Raw genomic sequence first — 23,554 nt, 5'->3', positions numbered from 1 at the left:
AGGCCGCATGCCTAGCGCTTGTCCTGCAACATTTGCCCACGTATTTGCTCCCAGCCCATTTGCCGGTCCGCCGCCTCTTGCCATTGCGCCCGTTGCGGCTCGCGCTGCACGATTGGCAACAGCAGCGGCGGCAAGCGCTCCACCTGGCTGCTGCGGGTGAAGATGCACAGGCGGGTGTAGTCAGGCAGTTGGTGGAGCTTGGCCCCGAGCAGGCTGTGTGGGCACAACAGCAGCAGGTCGCCGAACGCGAACAACTGGTAGGCCCTGACCTGCACCTTGCCATCGTGACGCAGACGGCTGTGCCAGAGCAGCGGATCGATATCGGCCAGTGTCACCTGGCGATCGAACACGTAGCGCTGGGAGAAGCCCTGGCGCACTTCCAGGCTGCCGGCCACCGAATAGGTGATGCTCGACATCGCGCCCTTGGCGGTGGTGAGGAAGATCACGAAGAACAGCAAGGCGCCGCCGATGCCTGCGGCGACTTTGCGGTAGATATCGCCTTTGAACACGAAGTACAACATCGAAGGCAGCAGGCTCATCAGCAGCGTGAACAGTGAAAAGCCTGCCACGAACGATACCGCCGCCTCGTTATCCCGCCCGACGTAAGTGTCGATGATCAACAGCATCGACAACGAGCTGGCGATGACGGCGAACACCAGGGTGAACGACAGGAATATCCCAAGAAACCAGCGATCGGCCTTGCCCTTGTTCTTCGGCGCCGCGAGAACGAACAACGACCTGAACGACCGGGAGAAGAACAACGCGGCAAACGCCAGCAAGGTGGCTGCCGAGATCAACAGCATGGCAACGCCGGGGCTGAGCATTCGGTGGTAGAAGAAGCCCAGGACGATGAAGGCGGCGTAGCCCACTGCCAACGGAATCACCAGCCACAGCGCGACATGGCGGGTGAGCCAGCGCACCCTGCCGAACAGCGATACCGCCGTGCCGTAGAGCCACGACGAGCCCATCAGGATGATCAGGTGCGAGAACATCACCGCGACGACCACGAACATCCAGGCGGCGAGTGACGACTTGGAATCCAGCGCCGACATGAACAGGTCGGCGCGACCGATGGCCCGGGTGTAGATGTACAGGCTCACGCTGCCGAGGAAGGTCCCGAGGAACACCAGCGTCACGGTGAACGGCGTCCAGTGCGTCAGCACCCGCTTGAGATTCTTGCGAAACACCTGGGCGAAGGTCGGGCGCACGCGGCGCACCCGGGGTGTAGCGGATTGCGAGGTCCTGCTCATTTCGAGGCCTGTCCATGGTCTGCAACTACGAGGCCCGGGAATCTATCACGCTTGCCCGCGTGAATCCCGGTGTCTGCTTGCCGATGCGTCCTGCATCAAGGGCTTGCGGTATCGCTAGGACCCCTCCTCGACCGGTACCTCTCCGCGAACGATGGTCAGTTGGCCGTCGATCATCGCCTTGCTCATGCCGCACAGGTAATGGGTGGCGCGGATGAGCGGTTCGGCATCCTGTGGTTTGTCGATGGCTCGTCGGGTGAGTTCGGTCACGCAGCCGAGCAGCGTGGAAATTTCCATCAGCGTTTCCTTCGGCGGCAGCCCGGGTATTGCCTGGACCCAGGCCATGCGTGGCTCGCGGCGGATACGTGCGGGTGCGCTGACCAGTTTCAGGCTCCCGCGCTCATTCGATTGGTCGTCGTTGTCCATGGCTCCCCCAGCGTTGGTTGAAAAGCGCCCGTCGCACACCCTCGCCCGTGTTCCAGCCCGACCCACGCGAACCTGGCGTGTGTCTCTGCCCGTCGGCTGAAAACGCGATGACGATGTGCGACCGACCCCGGGAGAGTAGAAGCACGGACGGCGCCACACAACGGCAAAACCCGGGGAAATGGTATCCCCGGAAATGCCCTACGACGTATTAGGAAGGTTCGCGAAATAGGCCCTAGGCCAGTAGCAATCCGCAGGCATGCGCCGACCACGGCGCATCATCAGGAAGTCCACTCCTCACCACCCGGCCAGTCCTCGGTGGGGATATCGGCCAAGGTGCCGTCCTTGATCCCGTCGATGCCGTAGCGCTCGATCGAATCGCCCAGCAAAGAGCCGAACTTGTCCGACTTGACCTGCTCCTGCCCTTCCTTGACCAGGCCCGGGATGATCGCTGCCAGCACCGCCACGCCCGCGCCGAGGAAACCCAGCACCCCGGCCGTGGCCGCCAGGCCCGGAAGGAAGCGTGGCAGGTTGGCGCCGAGCAGGCCGAGGCCGCCCTCCACCGCCGAGGCACTGCCCGCCAGCACGCCCAGCGAGCCGGCAGTGATGCCGAAGCCACCGGCCAGCTTGTCGCCACGACGCAGCGCGTTCACACCATCGAAGATGCCATAGGCCCCGGCCACGATACCGGCCAGCCCGCCGATGCCTTTGGCAGCTTCCTCGAAGTTCTTCGCCACCACCTTGGCGTGCTTGCCATCCTTGACGTTGGCCTTGACCTCATCGAGCAGGTCGAGCATCACCTTGCCGTCCTTCATGTCGGTCAGCGTCTGCTCACCGTTCTTGATCGCCTTGGTCAAGTGCTCCTGGTAACCCTTGGAGCCGCCCTCGATCAAGACCGTGGTGGTCTGCACCGACCCGGTGGTGATGTCGACGATGTTGCGATCGGTGAGCTTGCCGCCGCTCTGCGCGCCGCGGGCGATGGTGACACCTGCCAGGAACAGCCCGCTCACCCCGTGCAGCACGCCGCTGCCGTAAGCGCCCTTGGCGTTGCCGTTGGGGTCGAAGTCCGACAGCTTGCCCATCTTGTCCAGGGCCTTGGTGCCCTGGCGGAACAGATCCCAATTGCCACGGAAGCCCGTCAGCACCTGGTCGGTGGTGGCCACGGTGCCGTCCTGGTTGAGCAACAGCTCGGGGCTCTCGTCGCGCATCTGGTCGATCAGCTTGCGCACCTTGTCTTCGTCCAACTCGTCCCCGCCATCCTTGCCGAACGCGGTCTTGAGGTCGTCGAAGGTGGCGTCCTTGAACAAATTCTCCTGGGTGATGGTGGAGAAGTTGTCGTTGAGCTGCTTGTCATACTCGGCGGTGAACTGCGGGTCGAGTGCCGAGTTGTAGAGCGCCACCTCAAGGCTGAACTCCGCGGCGGCCTGCTCTGGCGAGTTCTCCTTGAGCAGTTCGCGCATGCGTTCGCCGGTGGCCAACTTATCCTTGTAGAAGGTCTTGAAGTCTTCATTGTGCGACGACTTGCCGACCGCGCCCTGGATCGCCTGGGCGTCGTCGATACCGAGGATCGACTGCAGGCTGGTGGCGGTGGCATAGAAGCTGGCCAGCGCAGTGTGCTGGTCGGTCTTGCCATCCTTGGTGTTGGCGTCCCAGGCAGCGTCCAGCGCCTTGCCAGACTTGACCTCGTCTTCGTAGGTCTTGCTGACGGCGTCCTTGAGCCCCGGGTTTTCCTCGAACAGCGTCTTCACCGCCTCATCGCCCGCGCTCTTGAGATAGTCGGCGGTTTCCTTGTCGTTCTGCAGGATGGTCATGTGGTCGTTGATGTCTTCCAGCAGCTTTTGCGGCTCCCAGATCGCACCGGAACGGTTGGCAATGGCGACCTTGCCGTAGTCGCTGTTCCACACCCCGGCATTGGCGCCATCGACCACCAGTTTCTGCGCCTCCTGCAGATCCAGCAGTACGGCGGCCTTTTCCTCGGCGCTGTAGTTTTCCGGATGCGCGAAGACATCCTCGCCCAGCTTGCGGGTGTCGACCTTGCCGGTGACATTGCCGGTGGCGACATCGGTGATCAGGCTGGCCAGCCCTTGGGCATCGGTGGGTGAGCCGCTCTTCAGCCAGTTCTGCACGTCCTCGCGACTGACCTTGCCGTCAGGCTTGTCGCCAATGCTGTTGCTGGCGGTATCGACCTTGCGGAATGCGCCTGGCTGGGCGAAGAAGTTCAGCGCTTCTTGCTCCTGCTTGCTCAGTTGCGGATTCTGCTTGAGGTAGTCCTTGATGTTGTCTGCGGTGACTGCGCCGTCGGCGCCAGTCTTGCCGCGGATCGAGTCGTACTTGGCATCGAAGATCGCGCCATATTGGGCGATCTGCCTGGAGCCTGCGTCAGCGTCCGGGTTGGTCTTGAGGAACGCCTTGTAGCTGCCGATCTCGTCGTTGGCCGGCGGCTTGGCCAGCGACTCGAAGCCGAACTTGCCGAAGTCCTGCAGGCGCCCGGCCTCGGTGCCGTGACGCGCCTCGCCGCTCTTGGTGAAGCCATCGACACTGCTGTTGGCCACATCCTTGCCGGTGAGTGCCTTGCCATCCTCGTCATAGCCCACCACTCGGTCGAGCACCTGGCTGGCACGGAAGGCGGCGTTGGGATCCTTGTCGAAATCGCCGACCTGCTCCTTCAGCGCATCCTTCACCCCGCTCTGGTTGCCGAGGTTCTTGAGCAGCGGGTTGTCATCGATGATGTCCTGCGCCGAACGCTTGTCGTCCTCGGGCAGTTCCCAGACGATGCCGGCCTTTTCTGCCGCCTCGCGACGTTTGTCATCCTTGCCCACGTCGTCGACATGCTGCAGCTCGCCCTTGAGGCTTTCGAACCCGTACTTGCCAAAATCCTGCAGGCGCCCGGCTTCGGTGCCATGCCTGGCATCGCCGCCCTTGGTGAAACCGTCGATGCTGGTGTTGTCGACATCCTTGCCGGCCAGGCGCTCGCCGTTCTCGTCGTAGCGCACGACGTGGTCCAGCACCTGGGTCGCGCGGTAGGCCGCATCGGCATCGTGCTCGAAGTCGCCGACCTGCTCCTTGAGCATGTCCTTGACCCCACTCTGGTTACCCAGGTTCTTGAGCAGTGGGCTGTCGTCGATGACCTGCTGCGCCGAACGCTCGTCGCCTTCGGGGCGCTCCCAACGGATACCCGCCGCCTCGGCCTTGCTGCGTGCCTCGGGGTCATCGTTGGCCGCCTCGATGTGCTTGAGCTCACCCTTGAGGTTTTCCCAGCTGTACTTGCCGAAGTCCTGCAGGCGCCCGGCCTCGGTGCCGTGCTTGGCATCACCGCCCTTGGTGAAACCATCGACCTTGCCGTTGTCGATATCGCCACCGACCAGCCGCGAGCCGCCCTCGTCGAAGCGCTCGATGTGGTCCAGTACCTGGGTGGCGCGGTAGGCCGCATCGGCGTCGTGCTCGAAATCTCCAACCCGCTCGCGCAGCTTGTCCTTCACCCCACTCTGGTTGCCAAGGTTCTTCAACAGCGGACTGTCGTCGATGATTTCCTGGGCCGAACGGTTGTCGTCCTTCGGGCGCTGCCATTCGATGCCGGCGTCCTTGGCCTTGGCACGATCGACCGCATCGCCCCACTCGGCACTGGCGTCCTTTTTGGTGAGCGTCTTGATATCGGGGGCGTTGGTGACCGGAGCTGACATGCGCGTTCTCCCTGAAGGTGGCTGCCGGGTTGGCGGGCCCGAAGTGTGTGAGTGCAGGGAAAAGCAGCGAGATGACTGAACGATGACAGCCGTGCTGGCGATCAGCCGCTTTTCGCAGCTGCACGCCCGTGATCATTGGGCGGATCGCGCCTGTGAAACGTTGTGAAAATCATCCAATGGAACATCTGTCGGTCTTGGGCCTCCCACACTAACGCAGGGCGAAAGGCGCGCTGCCCATGAAGATCCGGAGGCTTGTCCTGTATGAAAAAGATCCTGATGGTGCTGACATCCCACGACCAGCTCGGTAACACCGGCAACAAAACCGGCTCCTGGCTGGAGGAGTTTGCCGCCCCTTACTACGTGTTCATCGACGCTGGCGCGCAGATCACCCTCGCCTCCCCCAAAGGCGGCCAGCCACCGCTGGACCCGAAGAGCGACGAGCCCGACGCCCAGACCGACGCCACCCGCCGCTTCCAGCAAGACACCGAGGCGCAGATCGCTCTGGCCGACACCATTCCGTTGGGAGAAATCGACCCTTACGACTTCGACGCCGTGTTCTATCCAGGTGGTCATGGGCCGCTGTGGGACCTGGCCGAGGACAAGGATTCGATCACCCTGCTCGAGGCCCTGTACGCCTCGAACAAACCCATCGCTGCGGTGTGCCATGCACCGGGGGTGTTCAAGCAGGTCAAGGCAGCGGATGGCGAGTCGGTTGTGAAAGGCAAGCGCGTCACCGGTTTCACCAACAGCGAGGAAGAGGCTGTCGGGTTGACCGATGTGGTGCCGTTTCTGGTGGAGGATATGCTCAAGGCCAACGGTGGTGAGTACTCGAAGGCGGCCGATTGGGCGAGCTACGTGGTCGAGGATGGCAATTTGATCACCGGCCAGAATCCGGCGTCGTCCGAGGCGGCGGCGCAAGCGCTGCTCAAACGTCTGGCGCACGAACCAGGCGCTTGAGACGAATGGCACAGGCGTTGCCCGCTCCCTCAGATCCACGATCTCTGTAGGAGCGGGCTCGTCCCGCGATCACCGGCAAAGCCGGTGCCATCCCCATCACCGATACAGACGAACTCACATCACCCACCAACCCCGCGTACCCAGCGGCTGGAAACCCCACACAGCATCGGTGACAATCGCCCCTCACTTCCGCATCGACCGTGACGCCCCCTGCCGCCAACCGCAATTGGGCACCCGCTCACCCCTGCTGCACCACGACGGCCGCACCCTCGCCTCGGCACTGCAGACCATCATCGAGATTGGTGACGTCGAAGACCTGGTTGCCGCGCTGGATGACACATTTCCCGGCAGCCGCCTGGAGATCGATGCACCACCTGGCGGGCTGTTCAGCGTAAGGCTTTACCAGCACGGGGTGTTGCGGCCTCTGGGCGGGACGGAACTGTCGGACGGCACCTTGCGTTACCTGTTGCTGATGGCAGCCCTGCTGACGCCCCGACCACCGTCGCTGATGGTGCTCAACGAACCGGAAACCAGCCTGCATGCCGACCTGCTGCCGGCGCGGGCGCGCTTGATCATCCGCGCGTCGCAGCGTAGCCAGGTGTGGGTGGTGTCGCACAGCAGGCCGCTGATCGACGCGCTGACGGCGTGTGAAGGATGCAATGTGCTGGAGCTTGAGAAGGATCAGGGGCAGACGCAGTTGCGCGGGGTCGGGTTGCTGGATGAGCCGTTGTGGCGGTGGGTGGACTGAGCCTTCGAGGCATCACTGCTCCCAGTGCCGCTCGTCAAAATTGTTCCCCCGCTCTCCAGACCATCGCACACCTGCTTCCCACGGGAAATCCGTGTTCATACTCTTCATTCAACAGTGTTGACAGCCTTTCATCGACGTATTGGTCGGATTCAATCTGAAAACCGAGACGAGCGTAGAACGGAGCATTCCACGGTACGTCTTTGAAGGTTGTGAGAGTCAGCGCATGCAGCCCATTGATCTCAACATAAGCCTGCGCCGCTTGAACGAGCTGTCGCCCTATGCCCTGCCCTTGCAGGGTGTGTCGAACGGAAAGTTCATGGATATGAAGGTCTGTACCGTAGATATCGGCGCTGAGAAATCCTTGCGGGCGATTTTCAGCGTCGATGGCCACCCAGCACGTCGAGCGCTCGATGAGCTCAAGATGCCGTTCAACGGGCATAGGAGGAGAATCAGCGAGCCAGCTTAACCCTTCAAAAACACGAAAGGCTTGCGCGGCAGAACGCTCGATTGAGAGTAAGAGGCTCGCGTCCTCAGGCAAAGCAACGCGGACAGTCGTAAACATAGCTACCCGAAATCAGGATCGCAGAATGAAAGCCTGGAGCCTCCTAGTATCAGCAAGGCTTTGACCATTTGTTGCGCCGCTTCGGAAGTGGCGCTGCCACTGGCGTTAGCATTCGATGCCAACGATCCATTGGGTCTTGGCCGCATTGCTGCGGTCCAGATCAGGGCGCCGCACGGCAGGCTGGGTACAGCCGCGCGGTACGATGTACGGCTGGGCGACCGCAGCCGCTTCGGCGAGCTCCATCGGCTTGCCATCGTCACGTTCGACGGTGATGAAGAACGGCTGGTAGAACGGAATGATGTAGGCATCGAGGGTATAGCGCGCACCATTGGCCTCAAGGTTGGCGTGGTACTCATCGAAACGGGTCAGGCGACTGGTGTCGAGCTTGTCCTGCACCGCGCAACCGACCATGGAAAGCCCGAGCAAGGCACCGGTGCACAGTGACATCGTGTTCATTACAACTCCTTTTGAGGTTTGCCCGGATGGGCGCGCCGGGACATTAAAGGCGTGCGTGGTGGTCGTCAAGCGAGCGGCACTACTTGAGCGGCGGCATGATAGGGATCACAATCACCGCGCTAAAAAAAAGGACTAAGAAAGATGGAGCAATGCCTTGAACAAGAAACAACGCGACGAACTCAGTAAGTATCTCAGCTATGTGCTACGCCATGCTCCGCACTCCATCGGCTTGACCCTGGACCGCGAAGGTTGGGCCGAGGTGGATACACTATTGCGCAATGCCGCTGAGCAAGGACGCAGTTTTGACCGCGCCGCCCTGCGCGACGTGGTTGAAACCAACGACAAGAAGCGCTTCACCCTTTCGGACGATGCGCGATATATCCGCGCCGCCCAAGGCCACAGCACGACTCAGGTCGCCCTCCAACATGTCGAAAAGACCCCACCCGCCCTGCTCTACCACGGAACTGCCAGCCGTTTCATGGCGTCCATCGAGGTACAGGGTCTGGTTGCAGGTTCTCGCCACCATGTGCACTTGAGCGACGACCCAGAAACGGCGCTGGGCGTGGGTAGACGCTACGGAGAACCCGTGTTGCTGGTGATAGATACATCGAAGATGCGCGAAGCTGGCGCGCGTTTCTACCAAGCGGACAATGGTGTGTGGTTGGTGAATGAGGTGGCGGTGGGCTACTGGAGTCGAGCGTAGCAGGAGTGATAGATGGCTTCACTCTGGCAAAAAAGTGCCGAGGGAATGGAAAGCATCACGACTAATGGGATCAATCTAAAGCCAGCTTATTCACATCCTATAACCTAGGCATCAGCAATTAAACCTCTGTGAAGTACATCATACTCGTCACCCCCTTGAATCTTGCACCGGCGCTTGCAGCATCCGAAAAACAATTCTCCCATCAACATGAAGCCACCTAGGCTAGCCCCTAGGGCGGCGCCACATTTCATTCAAAATTATTAACAGTCGCGAATAAATGAGCAATGGCACATTTAGCACCAACATTGCGTTTTGTGTGTGTATCTCCATAGGAATTAGGGTATCCACACGCTGATTCTCTGAAGCCTCAGAGAACACCCTTGCGGAAAGATGGCTCGTTATTTTCAGAATCCCTGAAATAACAACTTTCACTTGCACCATCCGATCATCAACCCTGAAACCATTTTCAAACAATTCTATATCGGATTCATTCAAGGGCAATCTGTACACGCTCGCCCCCAATAGTAAATCACTTTGAGGCTCTGAATATTCGCCGTAGCCGGAGGCCTGCAGGCTCTGCAGATACTTCGCAATTGCCATAATTCCGCTCACTGCTTTAGCCCTTTTGAAAACTCGCGCAGTGCCTCTATCGCCCCCCGCTCACGCGGAGTTAAGCTCTCACCAAAATGTTCATTCAAGCCGTTGGCTGTGCTTTTGTTTAGCGTATTACCCCCTGTTTGCAAAACATTAGGTACTCGGCCGGACGCACCTACACAGGAAGGAACGGGTAATGGTAGCCCTTCACTTTCAACCCATTTCCCATTAATGAGCTGATTACCTTTTGCACCAACTAATCAGCCACTATTTTTTGCGTCAAACTAGCGACTTTAGATTTAAGCATTTCATCGTTCAACTCATACTCTTCCCTTGACTCGTCTGGCTGGTACATGTCCGCGGCACAAAAAATGCTCGACAAGCACTCGCTCAGCAAAGGCTCATCGAGTTGCAGGAGGTTCCTATCTCGCTCAATCTTCCATAGCTCAATATATGCCTCAGAAAAAATGTCGGCCGTCAACCTTCCGGCCACATAAGATCTTGCAAACTCCAAGAGAGTAAAACTCATCGTAAAACTCCATTTTTAATAAAGTTATCAAACTGCTGAGTTCCTGGCGAGAGCCTAAAGCCCGTCACAAAATTTCCTGACGCATCGAGCACAACAGCGTTGTGGGTGCTCGAATTAAAGAACACCTTGGAGTCTTTTACGAATCCGTATGTACCTTGCAGAATCGTAGAAGCGGAACTCATGTGAGCTTTGATTGCAGACTCATACTGAGCAAGTGTTTCAGAATTTTTCTTTGTAGTCACCACTCCAAAATCAGAAGCATGCTTGAATTTTTTATCGAGCTGCTTCTGGGTAACGCTAGTTAACGCCTCAGCAACACTATTACCTTTTGGACCTGCAACGCCGTCTCCAGCGCCCTCCGAATAAACAGCACCAGGATTCAGCTGATGCCCAGGAGTGACGTAGATCTCCCTACCCGGTTGCCCATCGAGCTGGTTGCCGCCCGTATGTGGTGTGCTGGACGGCTGCTCCCCGCCAGCATAGCCCCCGCTGCCGGGACTCTGCTTACCCGCTTCGACCAGCAGACCTTCGTACTTCTTCAACCTCGGGTCAAGCACATGTATCGGCAAGCCGGCGTTTTCAATGGCGACATCCACAATCAGCTTAACCATCTCGGCACGCTGATTCAGGTCGCGCACATTCGACTCGATCGAGTCAATGGCACTCGATACCGCCGCCTGCATCTCGGCCTGACGCTCGGGAGGTAACTGAGTGGCAGTCAGCGTGGTCGCGAGTGCCCCCATCAGTACATAGCCGGCCCAAACGGCAGGGACGATGTTTTGCTGGCTTTGTTGCACAAGGTTGGCGCGATTCATCGCGCTCAAGATGCCGAGCACTTTTTCCGGATCGTCTGCCCCGATGGCAGTCAGGCTTCGAGCGACAAGCTCAAAGTCCTGGGTCCGCTCGCCCGGTGCCACTTTGTCAAGAAGTGCATTGATGGTGGCGGCTCGGGTTTCCTCATTTCGGCTGCCGATCTGGCGGGTGAGTTCGCGTGCGACCAGCGCACGATTAGCCTTGTCACTTCCCGCTCCCGTGCCTAGCACGGTCCCGACCACAAACAGGTCAACCACCTGATGTAGCGCTTGCTCGCTATTCTCCCCGTAGCTTGCAATGCTCTGCTGCCAGCGTTGCAACGTGTCCTTGGGGTTCATCACGGCGTTTACCGATGACCCGGAGACATACAAATCCGTACGAGATTCCCGGTCCCGGGTAATCTCGTACGCCTTGTCCAGATCCCGATTCAGCCCGGCTGTCGAGTCCTTCTCGGAACCAGCATCACCGCGCACCACGATGTCGCCCTGGCCCACCGTGGCCCGCACGATCTGCTCGCGATCCTTGTCGTACTTCCAGCCACTGACACTCCAGCCGTTGCTGCCCTGGTCGCCCTTGCCAACCTGGCTGGCATCCTGCTGGGCCCCGCCACCACCGCTGCTCCAGGTACCGCCGGCGTTCAGGTAGTAACCGTGCTCCTTGTCCTTGCCGGCAATGTCGCTGAAGCCCAGGGTGCCGGTATCAAGCTTGAGGTTGCCATTGTCGGCAGCGATCACGGCGCCATCGAGCTGGGTGTGTCGTTCGGTACGGATATCGACTTTGTTGCCAGCGGTGACGCGGGTCTGCTCCTGGACCCAGTCGGTCTTGCCGGTGGTCTTGCCGGCGCCGACCGAGCCACTGACGCTGACACCAACCCCGCCCGAGACCGTCGCACTGAGGTCGTATTCCTTGCCCTGGACCTTGCCGGTGTCGGTGACCGAGGCCACCTTGAGGTCGCCACCGACACGGCCGATCACCTCGTCGCCGCGCAACTGCGCACCCGCGATGGTGGTGTCCTTGCCACTGGTGAACTTGAGCTGGTCGCCGGCGTAGAGGTAAGCCTGCTGTTGCTGCTGGCCCTCGCGTTGCAGGTCGCCCTTACCGATGTTCACGCTGGCGTAGAGACCGACCTTGCCACCGCCAAAGCCGAGGCCGACTTCGCCACCGCCGTTGTGGCGGGTGTTCTGGCTGTTGCTGTCGTTCTGCGCCGAGCGGATGTTCACATCGTTGCCCGCCGCGATAGCGATATCGCGTCCGGCGTTCACCTGGCTGCCGACGATGTTCACATCGTTGCGTGCATCGAGCTTGACGTCGCGCCCGGCGCTCAACTGACTGGCGGTCGAGCCACCCTGGACGCTGTCCTGATCGGCCACCCCATAGCTGCCGCCTACGCCGACCTTGAAGCCGCCGCTGGTCCCGCCGTGGATGCCACTCCAGCTCTCGCGTTGCTGACTCTCCTGGCTGACGCTGCCCTTGGCCACGTCGATATCGATGTCGCGGCCACTGATGGCGATGTCCCGACCGGCCTGCAACTGGCCGCCCTTGATGCTGACGTCGTTGCCAGCGTTGAGCTTCAGGTCGTTGCCAGCATCCAGGCTCGATGCACGGTTGCCCTGCTCTACCCGCTGTTCGCTGCTGCTCTGCTTGCTGTTGCCGAGCTTGACGTCGGCGGTCGGGCCGGCGAAGAACTGGCTGACCGAATCGACCGCACGCAGCACGCCGGAGACCTGGCTGACGGCGTTCTCGCCTTTGCCTGCGTTATCGACGGCATCCTTGGTGCTGCCGAAGTTGTGATTGACGCTCACGCCAAGGCCGTTACGCGCAAGCTCGCGCTGGTGCTCGATCAGTTGCCGCTCGCGTGCGGCATCGATGTTGATGTCGCGACCGGCGTTGAGGCTGACGTCGTGGTTGGCCGCAAGGTCCGAGCCGGTCTGGTTGATATCGCGCTTGGCAGTGATATCCAGGTCCTGCCCGGCCTTGATCTGGCTGGCCGCCGCGAGCTGCTGCTCGAGGCGATCGCGGGCCTTGGCCTGTTCGGCACCGACGAACAGGCTCACGCCGTTATCGTTGCCGGATACACCGATCCCGGTGCGCTTGCTGGTCGACCACTGCTGTTCGCTGTGGCTGTTCTGCGCCGCGGCCACATTGACGTCGCGCCCGGCGTTGAGGCTGACGTTACGTCCGGCGGAGACACCACTGCCGATCACATTGATATCGCGCTCGGCACGCAGGCTCGCATCCTGTTCGGCCAGCACCTGGCTGCCAACGCTGGTGCTGCTCTGCGCCTCCTGCCCGGCCTTCTTCGCCGAAGCCACGGAAACAAACCCGCCGGACGCCGACAGGCCGGTCTTCTTCCGATACTGCTCCGAATGGCTGTAGGCGATGTCGTTGGCGGCAAGCAAGTCGATGTCGCCGTCCTTGTCGAGCAAGCCGGCGCGCAGCTCGACATCCTTGCCCGCGTTGGCCTCGCTGGCGCGCAAACGCACATCGCTGCCCGCGGCGATCACCAGGTCGTTGCCCGCGGCCAGTTCGCTGCCGACCTGAGTGGCCGTGGTGGTCAGCTGGCTCTTGCCGCTCTTGGACAAGCCCAGGAAACCGGACTTGGTCTTCTTGCTGAACTCGCCGTGCTCCTCGACGCCCGAGAGCACCGCCACATCCCCGCCGGCACCAAGCATCAGGTCGCCGCCGGCCTTGAGCTGGCTGCCGACCACGGTGACGTCGCGGCCGCCATCCAGGGCGATGCCACCACTGGCGGTCTTGCTGACGTTGACGGTCAGATCGCCACCGGCCTCGATGACCGAGGCAACGTTGGTGCTGTGGTAGCTCTCCTTCTGCGTCGAACTGCTGCGCCCGAACGAGCCCTTGCTCTTTTTCAGGTAATAGGACGCGCTTTCGTCCTGGTCGGAGGCGATCGTCAGGTCGCGGGTAGCGCCGAGCTCGATATCCCCTGCGCCCTTGACCTGGCTGGCGACGATGGCGATGTCCTGGCCAGCGGCAAGCGCGATATCTCCACCGGCCTTGACCTCGGTGGACACCTGGGTGATCCGGTCGGTCGACTGGGTGACCTTCTTGCTGCGGCTGAAGGTATGGCTCTCGTCGGCCGCAGAGGTCAGGGTCAAGTCCCCGGTGGCGGCCATCGCGATGTCGCGCCCGGCCTCGATGCGGCTGGCCACGGCGCTGATGTCGCGTCCGGCAGCGATGTTCAGGTCACGCCCGGCTTCGAGGGTCGCACCGTGCTGCTGGACGCTGCTGTTGCGTACCGAGCCACTGGCAAGGCCCTGGCGCTGCTCGACGGCGACCAGGCTGACGTCGCGTCCGGCGTTGATCGACAGGTCGCCAGCGCTGCTGATCACGCTACCGATGTTCTTGACGTCCTGACCGGCCTTGAGGCTCAGCGAGTTACCGGCCTCGATGCGAGCGGCATTGTCGAGGTAGTCGCGCTGGTTGCTGATGCCGCCATACGTCATGGTGTGGCGGGTCTGGTCGCGCTGGTTGATGATGTCGCCATTGACCGCAGTCAGGCTGACGTCACGCCCGGCGATGATGCCTGCGGCGCTGTTGACCAGGTTGTTGCCGGCCAACAGATCAAGCCGACCACCGGCCTGGATCAGGCCGCTGTTGACCAGGTCCTTGCCTGCCGTGGCGGAGAGGTTCTGGCTGGCCTTGAGGGTGCCGGCGTTGACCAGGTTCTCACCGGCGATCAACGTGACGTCCTGGCCGGCGATCAACGCACCGCTAGGTGCCAGGCGGTTGTCGGCCTGCGCCAGGTACAGCACCGGTACCAGCACCTGCTCGCCGTTGACCTCATGGGTTTCCATCCACACGATGTCATGGGTCAGCGCCGCCACCTGGGCTGCGCTAAGACCAACGCCCAGATTAAGGCCGAGGGCATCCTTGCTGCGGATGGCGTTGTCCATGAGGTACTTGAACAACTGCTCGCCGTTGTTCTGGCCGTCGATGAACTGCTGCCCGGTACGGGCGACCACCGCCTGCTGTATCAGGCGCTGCTCGTACAGGCCATCGCCCAGGCGCTTCCAGCTCTGGTCAGGGTCATAACCGAGGTTGCCGAGCAGGTAGTCGGAGCTCATGAACTGCTTGAGGTCAGTGAGTGCCGGGTTGGTCTCGATCAGGTACTTCTGCGGCTTGCCGACGAACTGGCTGGAGGGAATGCGGGTGACGCCCGGCACCGTCAGCCGGGTGTCGATACCCAGCGTGCCCACACCGGTCAATTCGCGGCCTTCGGCACCGCCATGGCGCTGGGGCACGGAGGTGTCCACCGCGCCGCCACCGGGAGCGTAGACGCCAATGGCGCTAGCGTTGCCACCCAACGGGCCGCCCTGGTGGGCAATGCGCTCGACCTGCTGGCTGCCCGGCGCCCAAGTGGTGGCATCGACCGTCTGTAGTGCACCGGGCTGACTGCCTGGCGCCGTGGCCTGGCGCTCCTGCACGGAAAGGTCGGCGCCGCCCAGGCTCCAGCCTTCGGCGGAACTGTTCTGGCTGCCGCCACCCTGGCCGCTCAGGCGGAACAGACCATTCTGGCCGGTAGGCAGGGTAAAGTTGCCCAGGGACAACGGGTTGACCTGCTGGCGTGCCAGGTCGGGAGGTAACTGACCGTGAAGGGTGATGACCACCGGATTGGCAGAGGTTGGCAACTTCGGATCGAATGCCTTGCCCGTTGGGCCATCGACTGGCTGGCCTTGCTGTACCACGCTATTGGTCAGGTTCTGCGCCGCATTGAGTTGCACACGGCCACCAGCCTGGATAACCGCGTTGATCGCGCCGCCCTGACCAGGTTTGACGATCGTGCGCGACTCCAGGAACGTTGCATTGCGCACCGCGTCAGGTAATGGAACCCGTACGCCCTGATCATAAGCTGGAGTCGGCGTAGCGAAGGTGAGACCGAAGCTCCATCCCCAAATGTTCATCCAGGCCAGATGCATCGAGCGTTCGTTCTGTGGCGAACTGGTGATGATTGGCGTGGCAGTGGACTCGTTCCAGTTGAGATCCCACACTCGAACATTACCGTAAACGCCCCTGGTCCAAGCATTCCTGACCTCAGACATAAAGTAGCCTGGGTCATTGGCTGCGTTATATCGGTACATTTCTTCCAGAAGCAGCGAACTGCTACGTCCCAAGTCAAATGCCCTGAGCGTGTCCTCGGTGCCGAAACTGGTACCGATATTGTTGATGTTGTCGAAGTTGGCATACAGATCGCGCTGCGCGCTGATGACCGAGTTCTCGTTGTTCAGCGTTGCACCATTGATCACCAGATCACGTCCGGCGCGAATGCTCGCTGCAGGGGCATGCTCGGCAAGCGTTGTCTGATAGGACTCCTGGAGCACGAAGTGGCCTGTGGCTCGTCCGGTCGTGCGCATGCCGATTGCACCCGATACCAGTTGTTTGGACGTCCTGATGAACTCTTTCTTGTTATCGACGACACCGGCATTCAGGCGCATGTCACCGGCGCTTTCCAGGCTCCCCGAAATGTTTTCCAGGACACTCGCCCGGCTCCCCGCTGTATCCCGCGCCACGGTCAACCCGCCGAGGCTGTACACATCCCCGTAGAAGTTGCTCAGGCTATCGGTGTACAGCTGCATGTCGGCACCGCTGAACAGCAGGCCGTGGTCGTTGCGCAGGTTGGCGGCGTTGACGCGCACCAGCTGGTTGCCGCCCAGGGTGCCAAGGTTGTTCAGGCTACCGGCGTTGACCAGCAGATCACCCGCCGAGGTCAGGCGCCCCTGGTTGTTCAGCAAGCCCGCCACGCTGACCGTGGTGTTGCCGACACCTGCCACGCTGGCGTTGGCGCCCAGGCTCATCTGCGCCGCGCTCAGGCCCAAGGTGCCCATGCTGCTGACACGACCGTCGCCACTGTAGGTGCCCGACAGGTTCAGGCTGAGGCTACCGTCGCTGGCAATCAGCCCGGCGTTGCTCCAGTCCACCCCGTTGCCCACCAGGCTGTCGAAGGCCAGCAGTTGGCCGCCGGCGCTCTGGGTCAGGTGATTGATGTTCAGGGTCAGGCGCCCGGCCTGGATCACGCTGGCGTTGGTCCAGCTGTCGGCGGTCAGGGTCAGGCCACCGCGGGTCTGCAGGTCGCCACCGGCACGCGTGAGGTTGGCCATGTCGATATCGAAGGTACCGGTACCGGCATGCACCACCTTGCCGGCGACGTTCTGCAACACGCCGGCATCGAGGATCAGATCGCTGTTGCCGACCTCGACCACGCCGGCACGGTTGTCGAACAGGCCGCCAATGGCGAACCGGCTGTTGCCGGTCGTGCCCAGCGCACGCAACTGGCCACCCTGGTTGTCCAGGCTGGCCGCGCTGATCTGCAGCGCGCTGGTACTTTCGATGATGCCTTGGCGGTTGTCCAAGGCACCGTCCAGGGCCAGCTCGACGCGCTGGCCGACCATCTCCCCACGTGCGCTGCCACCGTTGAGCAGAGCGGTTCCCGACACCTTGAGCAGGCCGCTGGCAGACACGCCACCGGCGCGGTTGTCCAACTGACCGGTACGCAACAAAGCGTCGCCGTTCAGCGCGGCAATACGCCCGCCCTGGTTGTCCAGGCTCGCGCTCTGCAGATCCAGGCGCAGGGCCTGAACAATACCGCCCCGTCCCGCATCGTCACGACCATTGCGCAACACACCAGTGGTCGTCACGCTCAGGGCTTGTTTGAGGCTGGCCAGCGTACCGCCACGGTTGTCGAGGGTCGCTGTCGCTATTTCCACAGCGCCTTGCTGGGCAATGACCTTGCCGCCCTGGTTGTCCAGTTCGTTGTTGACGGCGAGCTTCACCGCACCTTCTGCCTGCAACGTACCGGCGCGGTTGCGAAGGTCTTGCGCGTGCAGATCCAGGTCGCCCTGCTGGCTGTAGATCAGCCCGTCACCGCTGTTGTCGAGCGTAGTGCCACTGCGCAGCGAGAGACGCCCCGTAGCCGCAAGGGTGCCGTTCTGGCTGTTGTCGAAACCATTTGCCAGCGCCGTCAGCAACCCCTGGCTGGCGATCTGGCCACCTTGGTTATCGACCTGCCCGGCGCGTTTCAGCAGCAGATCGCCGCCGCTGGCGAGCTTGCCTTGACGGTTGAGAAGCTCACCCAGCAGGTCGAGCGTCAGTTGCCCTTGAGCGATCAAGCTGCCGTTGCTGTTGTCCAGGCGTGTGCCGACCAAACCGAGGCCTTGTCTGGCACTGACGCTGGCGTTGCGGTTGTCCAGCGACTGCACATCGATCTGCAGTTCACCTGCAGCATCGATCAACCCGCCATCCTGGTTGGCCAGTGCACCTGTCACCGCAAGGCGCTGACCTGCCCCGCTCGAGAGTATGCCCTTGGCGCTGTTGTCCAGGCTGGCGGCGGTGACATCCAGGCGCTGCTGGGCCACCACTGCCCCGCCGATGCTATTGAGCAGCGTGCCGGTGAAGGTCGCCTGCACCGAGCCGGCACGGCTGGAAAGCGTGCCCTGCTCGCGGTTGTCCAGGCTCTGGCCGCTGATCGTCAGGCCCTGCCAGCCCGACACCAGCCCAGCTCGGTTATCGATCACCGCGCTGCCAAGCTCCAGTACCTGCTCGCTGATCAGTTTGCCGGCGCGGTTGTCCAGTTCACGGGTCACCAGTTGCAACGACTGGGCCGTGGAAATCTCGCCGCCCTGGTTGGCCAGCTTGCGCAGGTTAGCCAAGGTCAAGGGGCCGGCGGTGGTGATCAAGCCGGCACCGTTGTCCAGGTCGGTGCCGCGCAAGTCAACGGCGATGGCGCGCCCGAGCAGAGTGCCGCGGGCGTTGTCCAGGCCGGTGCTGGCGAGGGTGAGCGCGTCCTGTGCCTCGATCAGGCCTTGGTCGCGATTGCTCAGTTGTCCATCGACGTCCAGCTTCAATGTGCCAAGGCTGCGCAGAATCCCGCCACTGTTGTCCAGCAGGCCGGCACGGGCATCGAGGGTCTGCCCGGCGACCAGCCCCTTGAGGTTGTCCAGCCGTTGCCCGACCCGCAGCAGCAACGCCTGGTTGCTCAGCAGGCGGCCATCGCTGTTGTCCAGCTGACGGGCATTGACGGTAAGGGCCTGGGCACTGGAGATCTCACCGCCACGGTTATCGACGGTATTCAGGTTTTCGAGCAGCAGTTGCTGGGCATTGATCAGCCCGCCGCGGTTGTCCAGATGCCCTTGGCCGAGGTCCAGGTGCACGGCGCTGTCGCTGAACAGCTTACCGCCCTGCTGGTCGAGGCCGCTGACCTTCGCGGTCAGGGTTTCGTGGCTGCCGAGACGGCCGCCCGCACCATTGCTCAGTTGCCCGGCGCGGATGTCGAGGGTGCGGTTGCTGCTGACGCTGCCCTGGCGGCTGTTGTCGAACTGGCCAGTGACGATGTTCAATGCGCCCTTGCTGGCGAGTACGCCCTGATCAGTGTTGTCGAGGCTGGCGCTTGTCAGCGTCAAGTCGCCATCGGTGAGCAACTCGCCACGGTTGTTGAGCAGCGCACCACGGGTACTGACCTGCAAGGCCGCTGCACTGCTCAGGCTGCCACGGCTGTTGTCCAGCCCCTGCGCGGTGAGCACCACTTGACCTTCGGCGCTGATCAGCCCAAGACGGTTGAGCATCTGGCCACTCAGGGTCAACGTCATGTCTTTCTGGCTGCTCAGGCGACCGCCATCGTTGTCCAGGCTCTGGCCCTCGAGGGTCAGGCCGGTCTGCGCTTCGATACGGCCCTGGGTGCGGTTGAGCAGGTGCTGCAGCGCCAGGGTCAGGCTGCTGCCGGCCACCAGCAGGCCCGCATCACTGTTGTCCAGGCGCTCGCCGACCAGGTTCATGGCCGCCTTGCTGGTGATCTCGCCACCACGGTTGTCGACCTGGTCGACCACCAGGGTCAGCGCGCCGTTGCTGCCGATCAGGCCCTGCTGGCGGTTGTCCAGTTGCGTGCCTTGCAGGCGCACCTGTCCCAGGCCGATCAGCGAGCCACCGTTATTGAGTACCTGCCCGGCCTGCACCAGCAACTGGCCCTTGCTCGACAGTGTGCCCTGAGTGTTGTCCAGGGTTTGCGCGGTGAGTTGGCCGGCCACATCGCCCACTAGGGTGCCCTGGCGGTTATCGATGCGCTGGGCGATGCTCAGCAGCAGTTCGCCGCGGCTGCTGAGCAGGCCCTCGCGGTTGTCCACGGCCATGGCGCTTGCATCCAGGCCATTGGCGGCTATCAGGCCCTTGACGTTGGCCAGGGCCTGGGCGATACGCAGGGTCAGAGACTGCTGGCTGATGAGCTTGCCCTGGGTGTTGTCCAGCGTCTTGGCCGTCAAAGTGAAAGCCTGGGCGCTGGAGATCTCGCCTTGCTGGTTGTCCACCTCGGCAAGGTTGTTCAACACCAGCAGCGGCGCATTGATCAGGCCGTGGTTGAGCAGCGCACCGCCGTTCAGGTCGAGGGTCAGCGCGGTCTTGCTGAACAGTTGCCCGCCCTGCTGATCAAGACCGCTGGCGCTCAGTTGCAGGTCGCGCTCGCTGGCAATACGGCTGGCGCTGCCGTTGTATACCTGTCCGGCGCGAATACCCAGGCGGTCATTGCCCAACAGGCGTGCACCGTCGCGGTTGTCCAAGGTACCGGTGGACAGGTCGATGGCGCCTTGCGCGCCGATCTCGCCACTGCGGTTGTCCAGGCTCGCACTGCGCAGGGTCAGCGCCCCCTCGGTGGTCAGCGAACCGCCCTGGTTGAGCAGCTCGCCTTGGCTGATCAGGGCAAGCGCACCGGCACTGGTCAGGCGGCCGGCACGGTTGTCCAGGCTGGCAGCGCTGATGTCCAGATCGCCTTCGCTGGTGATCAGGCCCTGGCGGTTGTCCAGGGCCTGCTCCAGTTGCAGGTGCGTGCCGCGCTCACCCGACAGACGTCCACCCTGGTTGTCGAGCACCTGGCCTTCGAGCACAAGCTGGCGGTCGCCACGCAACAGGCCCTGCGCCTGGTTGATCACCTGCGCGACTTTCAGCGACACGTCGGTACCGGCAAGCACCTTGCCGGCGCTGTTGTCCAGGCGCTGGCCTTCGAGGGTCAAGGCACGGGCCGAGGACAGTTCGCCCGCACGGCTGTCGACGCTTCCGACGAACAGATGCAGGTCCTGCCCGGCAGCCACCACGCCGCCCTGGCGGTTGTCCAGGCTGGCGCCGCGCAGGGTCAGGTTACCTTGGGCCATGAGCGTGCCAGCCTGTTGCTCCAGGCGTTCGACACGGGCATCCAGGTCGCCGGAGGTGGATAAGCGTCCGGCGCTGTTGTCCAGATGTTCGACCTGCAGTTGCAACGGGCCGACCGCACCGAACACACCCAGGCGATTGAGCAACTCGCGGCCGCTGTAGCTCACAGCGGCTTGGCCGCTGACCACCCCCTGGTCGCTGTTGTCGAGGGCCCCCAGCGTCAGCGCCAAGGCGCCCAGCGCATCGATCCTGCCGCCACGATTGTCCCAACGCTCGCCGCGCAGGGTCAGCAGGTCCTTGCCGCTCAGACGGCCGCCACGGTTATCCAGTTGGCCGGCGTCGATGCTCATTACCTGCTTGCCGCTGAACAGCCCCTGCCCCTGATTGTCGAGCAACCCTGCGACCTTGACCTGCAAGCTGCCGTCGCTGAGGACCTTGCCCTGCCCCCGGTTGTCGATACTGGCGGCCTGGAGGCTCATGGCCTTGCCGCTGGCCAGTACGCCTTGCTGGTTGTCCAGCGCCTGGGCAAGGGTCAGTTGCAAGGTGTCGGAAGCGGTGAGCACGCCGCCGCGATTATCGAGAGTGTCTGCATGAACCTGCGTGGTACCTGCACTGGAAATCTCACCTTGGCGGTTATCGATGGCCGCGCCTGCACTCACCACCAGGCCTGCATCGCTGGTCACGGTGCCGCGCTGGTTGTCCAGGGCCAGGGCTTGCAGGGTCAGGCCATTGCCCGACACCAGGCCGTCCTGGTTGCTGAGCAGCCGATCCAGGCGTACATCCAGTGCCTGTTCGCTGTACAGCTGGCCGGCACTGTTGTCGAAACCTCGGGCCACCAGTTCGAATGCCCGCTGGCTGGAGATTTCCCCAGCTCGGTTATCGACGTCGGCGATCTGGCGCAATTGCAACTGACGGGCGCTGATCAGCCCATCACGGTTGTCCAGTTGGCCATGGTTGAGGTCCAGCGTCAGCTCGGTCAGGCTGGTCAGGCGCCCGCCCTGCTGATCGAGCCGGCCGACATTGACGCCGACCGCGCCGTTGCCGCTGACCTGGCCGTCCTGGCTGTTGTCCAGGCGACTGGCTGCAAGGTCGAGTGCGGCCTGACTGGTGATGCGGCCGCCGCGGTTATCGACGTTGCCCGAACTGCTCAGGGCCAGGCCACTGGCTGCCAGAACGCGCCCACCACGGTTGTCCAGCCCGCCCAGGTTTAGCGTTACCACATCCAGGCTGGAGAGTTCGCCACTCTGGTTGTCCAACTGCGCCCATGCGGCGTTAAGTGCACCCTGGCTGGTGATCCGTCCTCCCCCGCCGTTGAGCAATTGACCACCCTCGAGCGTCATACGCCTACTGCTCAACACCTTGCCTTGCTGACGATTGTCCAGCGTACCTGCCTTGAGCCGCAGATCCCTCCCGGCACCAAGGTTCGCACCGCTATTGCCCAGTGCGCCAACCACCTCCACGCTCAAGTCGCGGCTGGCAGTGATGCTGTGGCCCTGGTTGTAGAGCGCGCCAGCAGCGATGGTCAAGTCGCCGTCGGCGGTCTGGCTGCCATCGGCCAGCACCCCTGCCTGAATCAGCCCACGGTTGCTCAACTGGCCGGCGGCCGACAGCTTGAGTTGCCTGGTGGCGGTCAGGCTCTGGCGGTTGGCCAGGTCTGAGCGGCTGTCCAGTTGCAAATCACGTCCGGCATGCAAGGCCCCCTGCGCATCAATGCCGCTGGCGGACACCCGCATATCGCCTGCGGCGCTGGCCTGGCCGATGCGCAACTGGCCATTGGCGTCGAGTTGTATATCGCCACCACTGGCAGCAAGCTGGCCATCCAGCTTCACCCCGACCCCCGCCTCTGTCCCCACCAGCTTGATAGCCCCGGCGTACATGCCACCCAAGGCGCTGGAGTCGATGGCCAACTGCGGCTTGGCGCTGCCATCGTCGGCCCGCGCGGTCGCGGCGAGGGTCTGGGCATCGACGTCGTTGCGCCCGGCGATGATCGCCAGCTGGCGCGCCTGGATCTCGGCGTTGACTTTGGCGCTGCGGGTGATGATCTCGAAACGGTCGACGTTGCCGGCATTGAGCCCAGCGCCTTCGATGGTCACGCTGCCCTGGTCGACCTGATAACGGCTCAACTGGCCGCTGTCGATCACGGGTTTGCCGGTGCTCAGGGTCACCTGCGGCGTATTGATGAAGCCGCAGCCGTTGCAGGTGATGCCATGCGGGTTGGCGACGATGACGCGGGCCGACTGCCCCGCCACTTCGGTATAGCCGCGCAGCTGACTGGGGTTGGCGCCGTTGACTTCGTTGAGGATGGTGCTGGCGGCTGCCCCTTGCAGGTTGGGGTTGCCGAGGATGATGCCGCCCAGTTGCGTGGCCTGGGTACGCTCGGTGGCGTTGTTGAGAATCAGGCCCTGCTGGCCGACGTTGTAGTCGCTGAACTGGTTGTGCGACAGGCCGCTGCCGTTGGGTGCGGCGATGTTGACGATCGGCACGCCGTTGCCCGCCTGGCCGAGGCTGGTGCCCGGTGCACTGACCGCAACGCCGTCGGCAGCCTGGGCCCACAACGGTTGCCAGAACATGACGTTGGCCAGCAGCAGCGCCAGTCCACGTTTGGGCAGGCCGCAGAAGTGCTCGCGCGTCTGCAGGCGGGCGGAAGGCTGGCGGGCGAGGAAGGCGAAGCGGCGAACGTCCATGTGCTGTCTCTT

General features: G+C 62.6%; 9 protein-coding genes and 1 pseudogene. 3 read left to right on the top strand and 7 right to left on the bottom strand.

Translation table 11 applies throughout. The features are described from left to right. Positions 1-11 precede the first annotated feature (11 nt). The 3 genes from VA602_RS18395 to VA602_RS18385 all read right to left on the bottom strand — a co-directional run bounded on the left by VA602_RS18395 (position 12) and on the right by VA602_RS18385 (position 5,350). Positions 12-1,250 (bottom strand): hypothetical protein, encoded by a 1,239-nt coding sequence (locus VA602_RS18395; RefSeq protein WP_153772771.1) that lies wholly within the window; start codon positions 1,248-1,250, stop codon positions 12-14. Positions 1,251-1,364: 114 nt separating this feature from the next. Further along, positions 1,365-1,673 (bottom strand): DUF3077 domain-containing protein, encoded by a 309-nt coding sequence (locus VA602_RS18390; RefSeq protein WP_323453909.1) that lies wholly within the window; start codon positions 1,671-1,673, stop codon positions 1,365-1,367. Positions 1,674-1,951: 278 nt separating this feature from the next. Continuing rightward, a complete protein-coding gene (locus tag VA602_RS18385; protein WP_323453908.1) occupies positions 1,952-5,350 on the bottom strand; it encodes a type III effector HrpK domain-containing protein in 3,399 nt (1,132 codons plus the stop codon). Positions 5,351-5,611: 261 nt separating this feature from the next. Between VA602_RS18385 and VA602_RS18380 the strand changes: the two genes are divergently transcribed. Continuing rightward, entirely contained in the window at positions 5,612-6,307 is a 696-nt protein-coding gene (locus VA602_RS18380) for a type 1 glutamine amidotransferase domain-containing protein (protein WP_323453907.1), read from the top strand. Between the two features lie 184 nt (positions 6,308-6,491). Beyond that, positions 6,492-7,055: pseudogene (locus VA602_RS18375) on the top strand (AAA family ATPase); the annotation flags it as partial. Between the two features lie 34 nt (positions 7,056-7,089). Here VA602_RS18375 and VA602_RS18370 read toward each other — a convergent pair. Further along, the gene (locus VA602_RS18370) at positions 7,090-7,617 is read right to left on the bottom strand and encodes a GNAT family N-acetyltransferase (protein ID WP_323453906.1); all 528 of its coding nucleotides are present in this window, start codon (positions 7,615-7,617) and stop codon (positions 7,090-7,092) included. Positions 7,618-7,722: 105 nt separating this feature from the next. Continuing rightward, positions 7,723-8,073 carry a hypothetical protein gene (locus VA602_RS18365; protein WP_323453905.1) on the bottom strand — a complete coding sequence of 117 codons (351 nt, stop codon included), beginning with the start codon at positions 8,071-8,073 and terminating at the stop codon, positions 7,723-7,725. Positions 8,074-8,227: 154 nt separating this feature from the next. On the opposite strand from VA602_RS18365, the gene VA602_RS18360 reads away from it, so the two are divergent. Next, entirely contained in the window at positions 8,228-8,776 is a 549-nt protein-coding gene (locus VA602_RS18360) for an RNA 2'-phosphotransferase (RefSeq protein WP_323453904.1), read from the top strand. 850 nt (positions 8,777-9,626) lie between these two features. On the opposite strand, the gene VA602_RS18355 is transcribed toward VA602_RS18360, so the two are convergent. Both VA602_RS18355 and VA602_RS18350 read right to left on the bottom strand, forming a co-directional pair. Then, positions 9,627-9,899 (bottom strand): colicin immunity domain-containing protein, encoded by a 273-nt coding sequence (locus VA602_RS18355; protein WP_063545304.1) that lies wholly within the window; start codon positions 9,897-9,899, stop codon positions 9,627-9,629. Then, positions 9,896-23,542 carry a hemagglutinin repeat-containing protein gene (locus VA602_RS18350; protein ID WP_323453903.1) on the bottom strand — a complete coding sequence of 4,549 codons (13,647 nt, stop codon included), beginning with the start codon at positions 23,540-23,542 and terminating at the stop codon, positions 9,896-9,898. The genes VA602_RS18355 and VA602_RS18350 overlap by 4 nt, the downstream gene beginning before the upstream one ends. Positions 23,543-23,554 lie beyond the last annotated feature (12 nt).

This window comes from Pseudomonas machongensis (genome assembly GCF_034961125.1).
Classification (GTDB): domain Bacteria; phylum Pseudomonadota; class Gammaproteobacteria; order Pseudomonadales; family Pseudomonadaceae; genus Aquipseudomonas; species Aquipseudomonas machongensis.
This window is presented reverse-complemented; position numbering and strand designations above follow the sequence as displayed.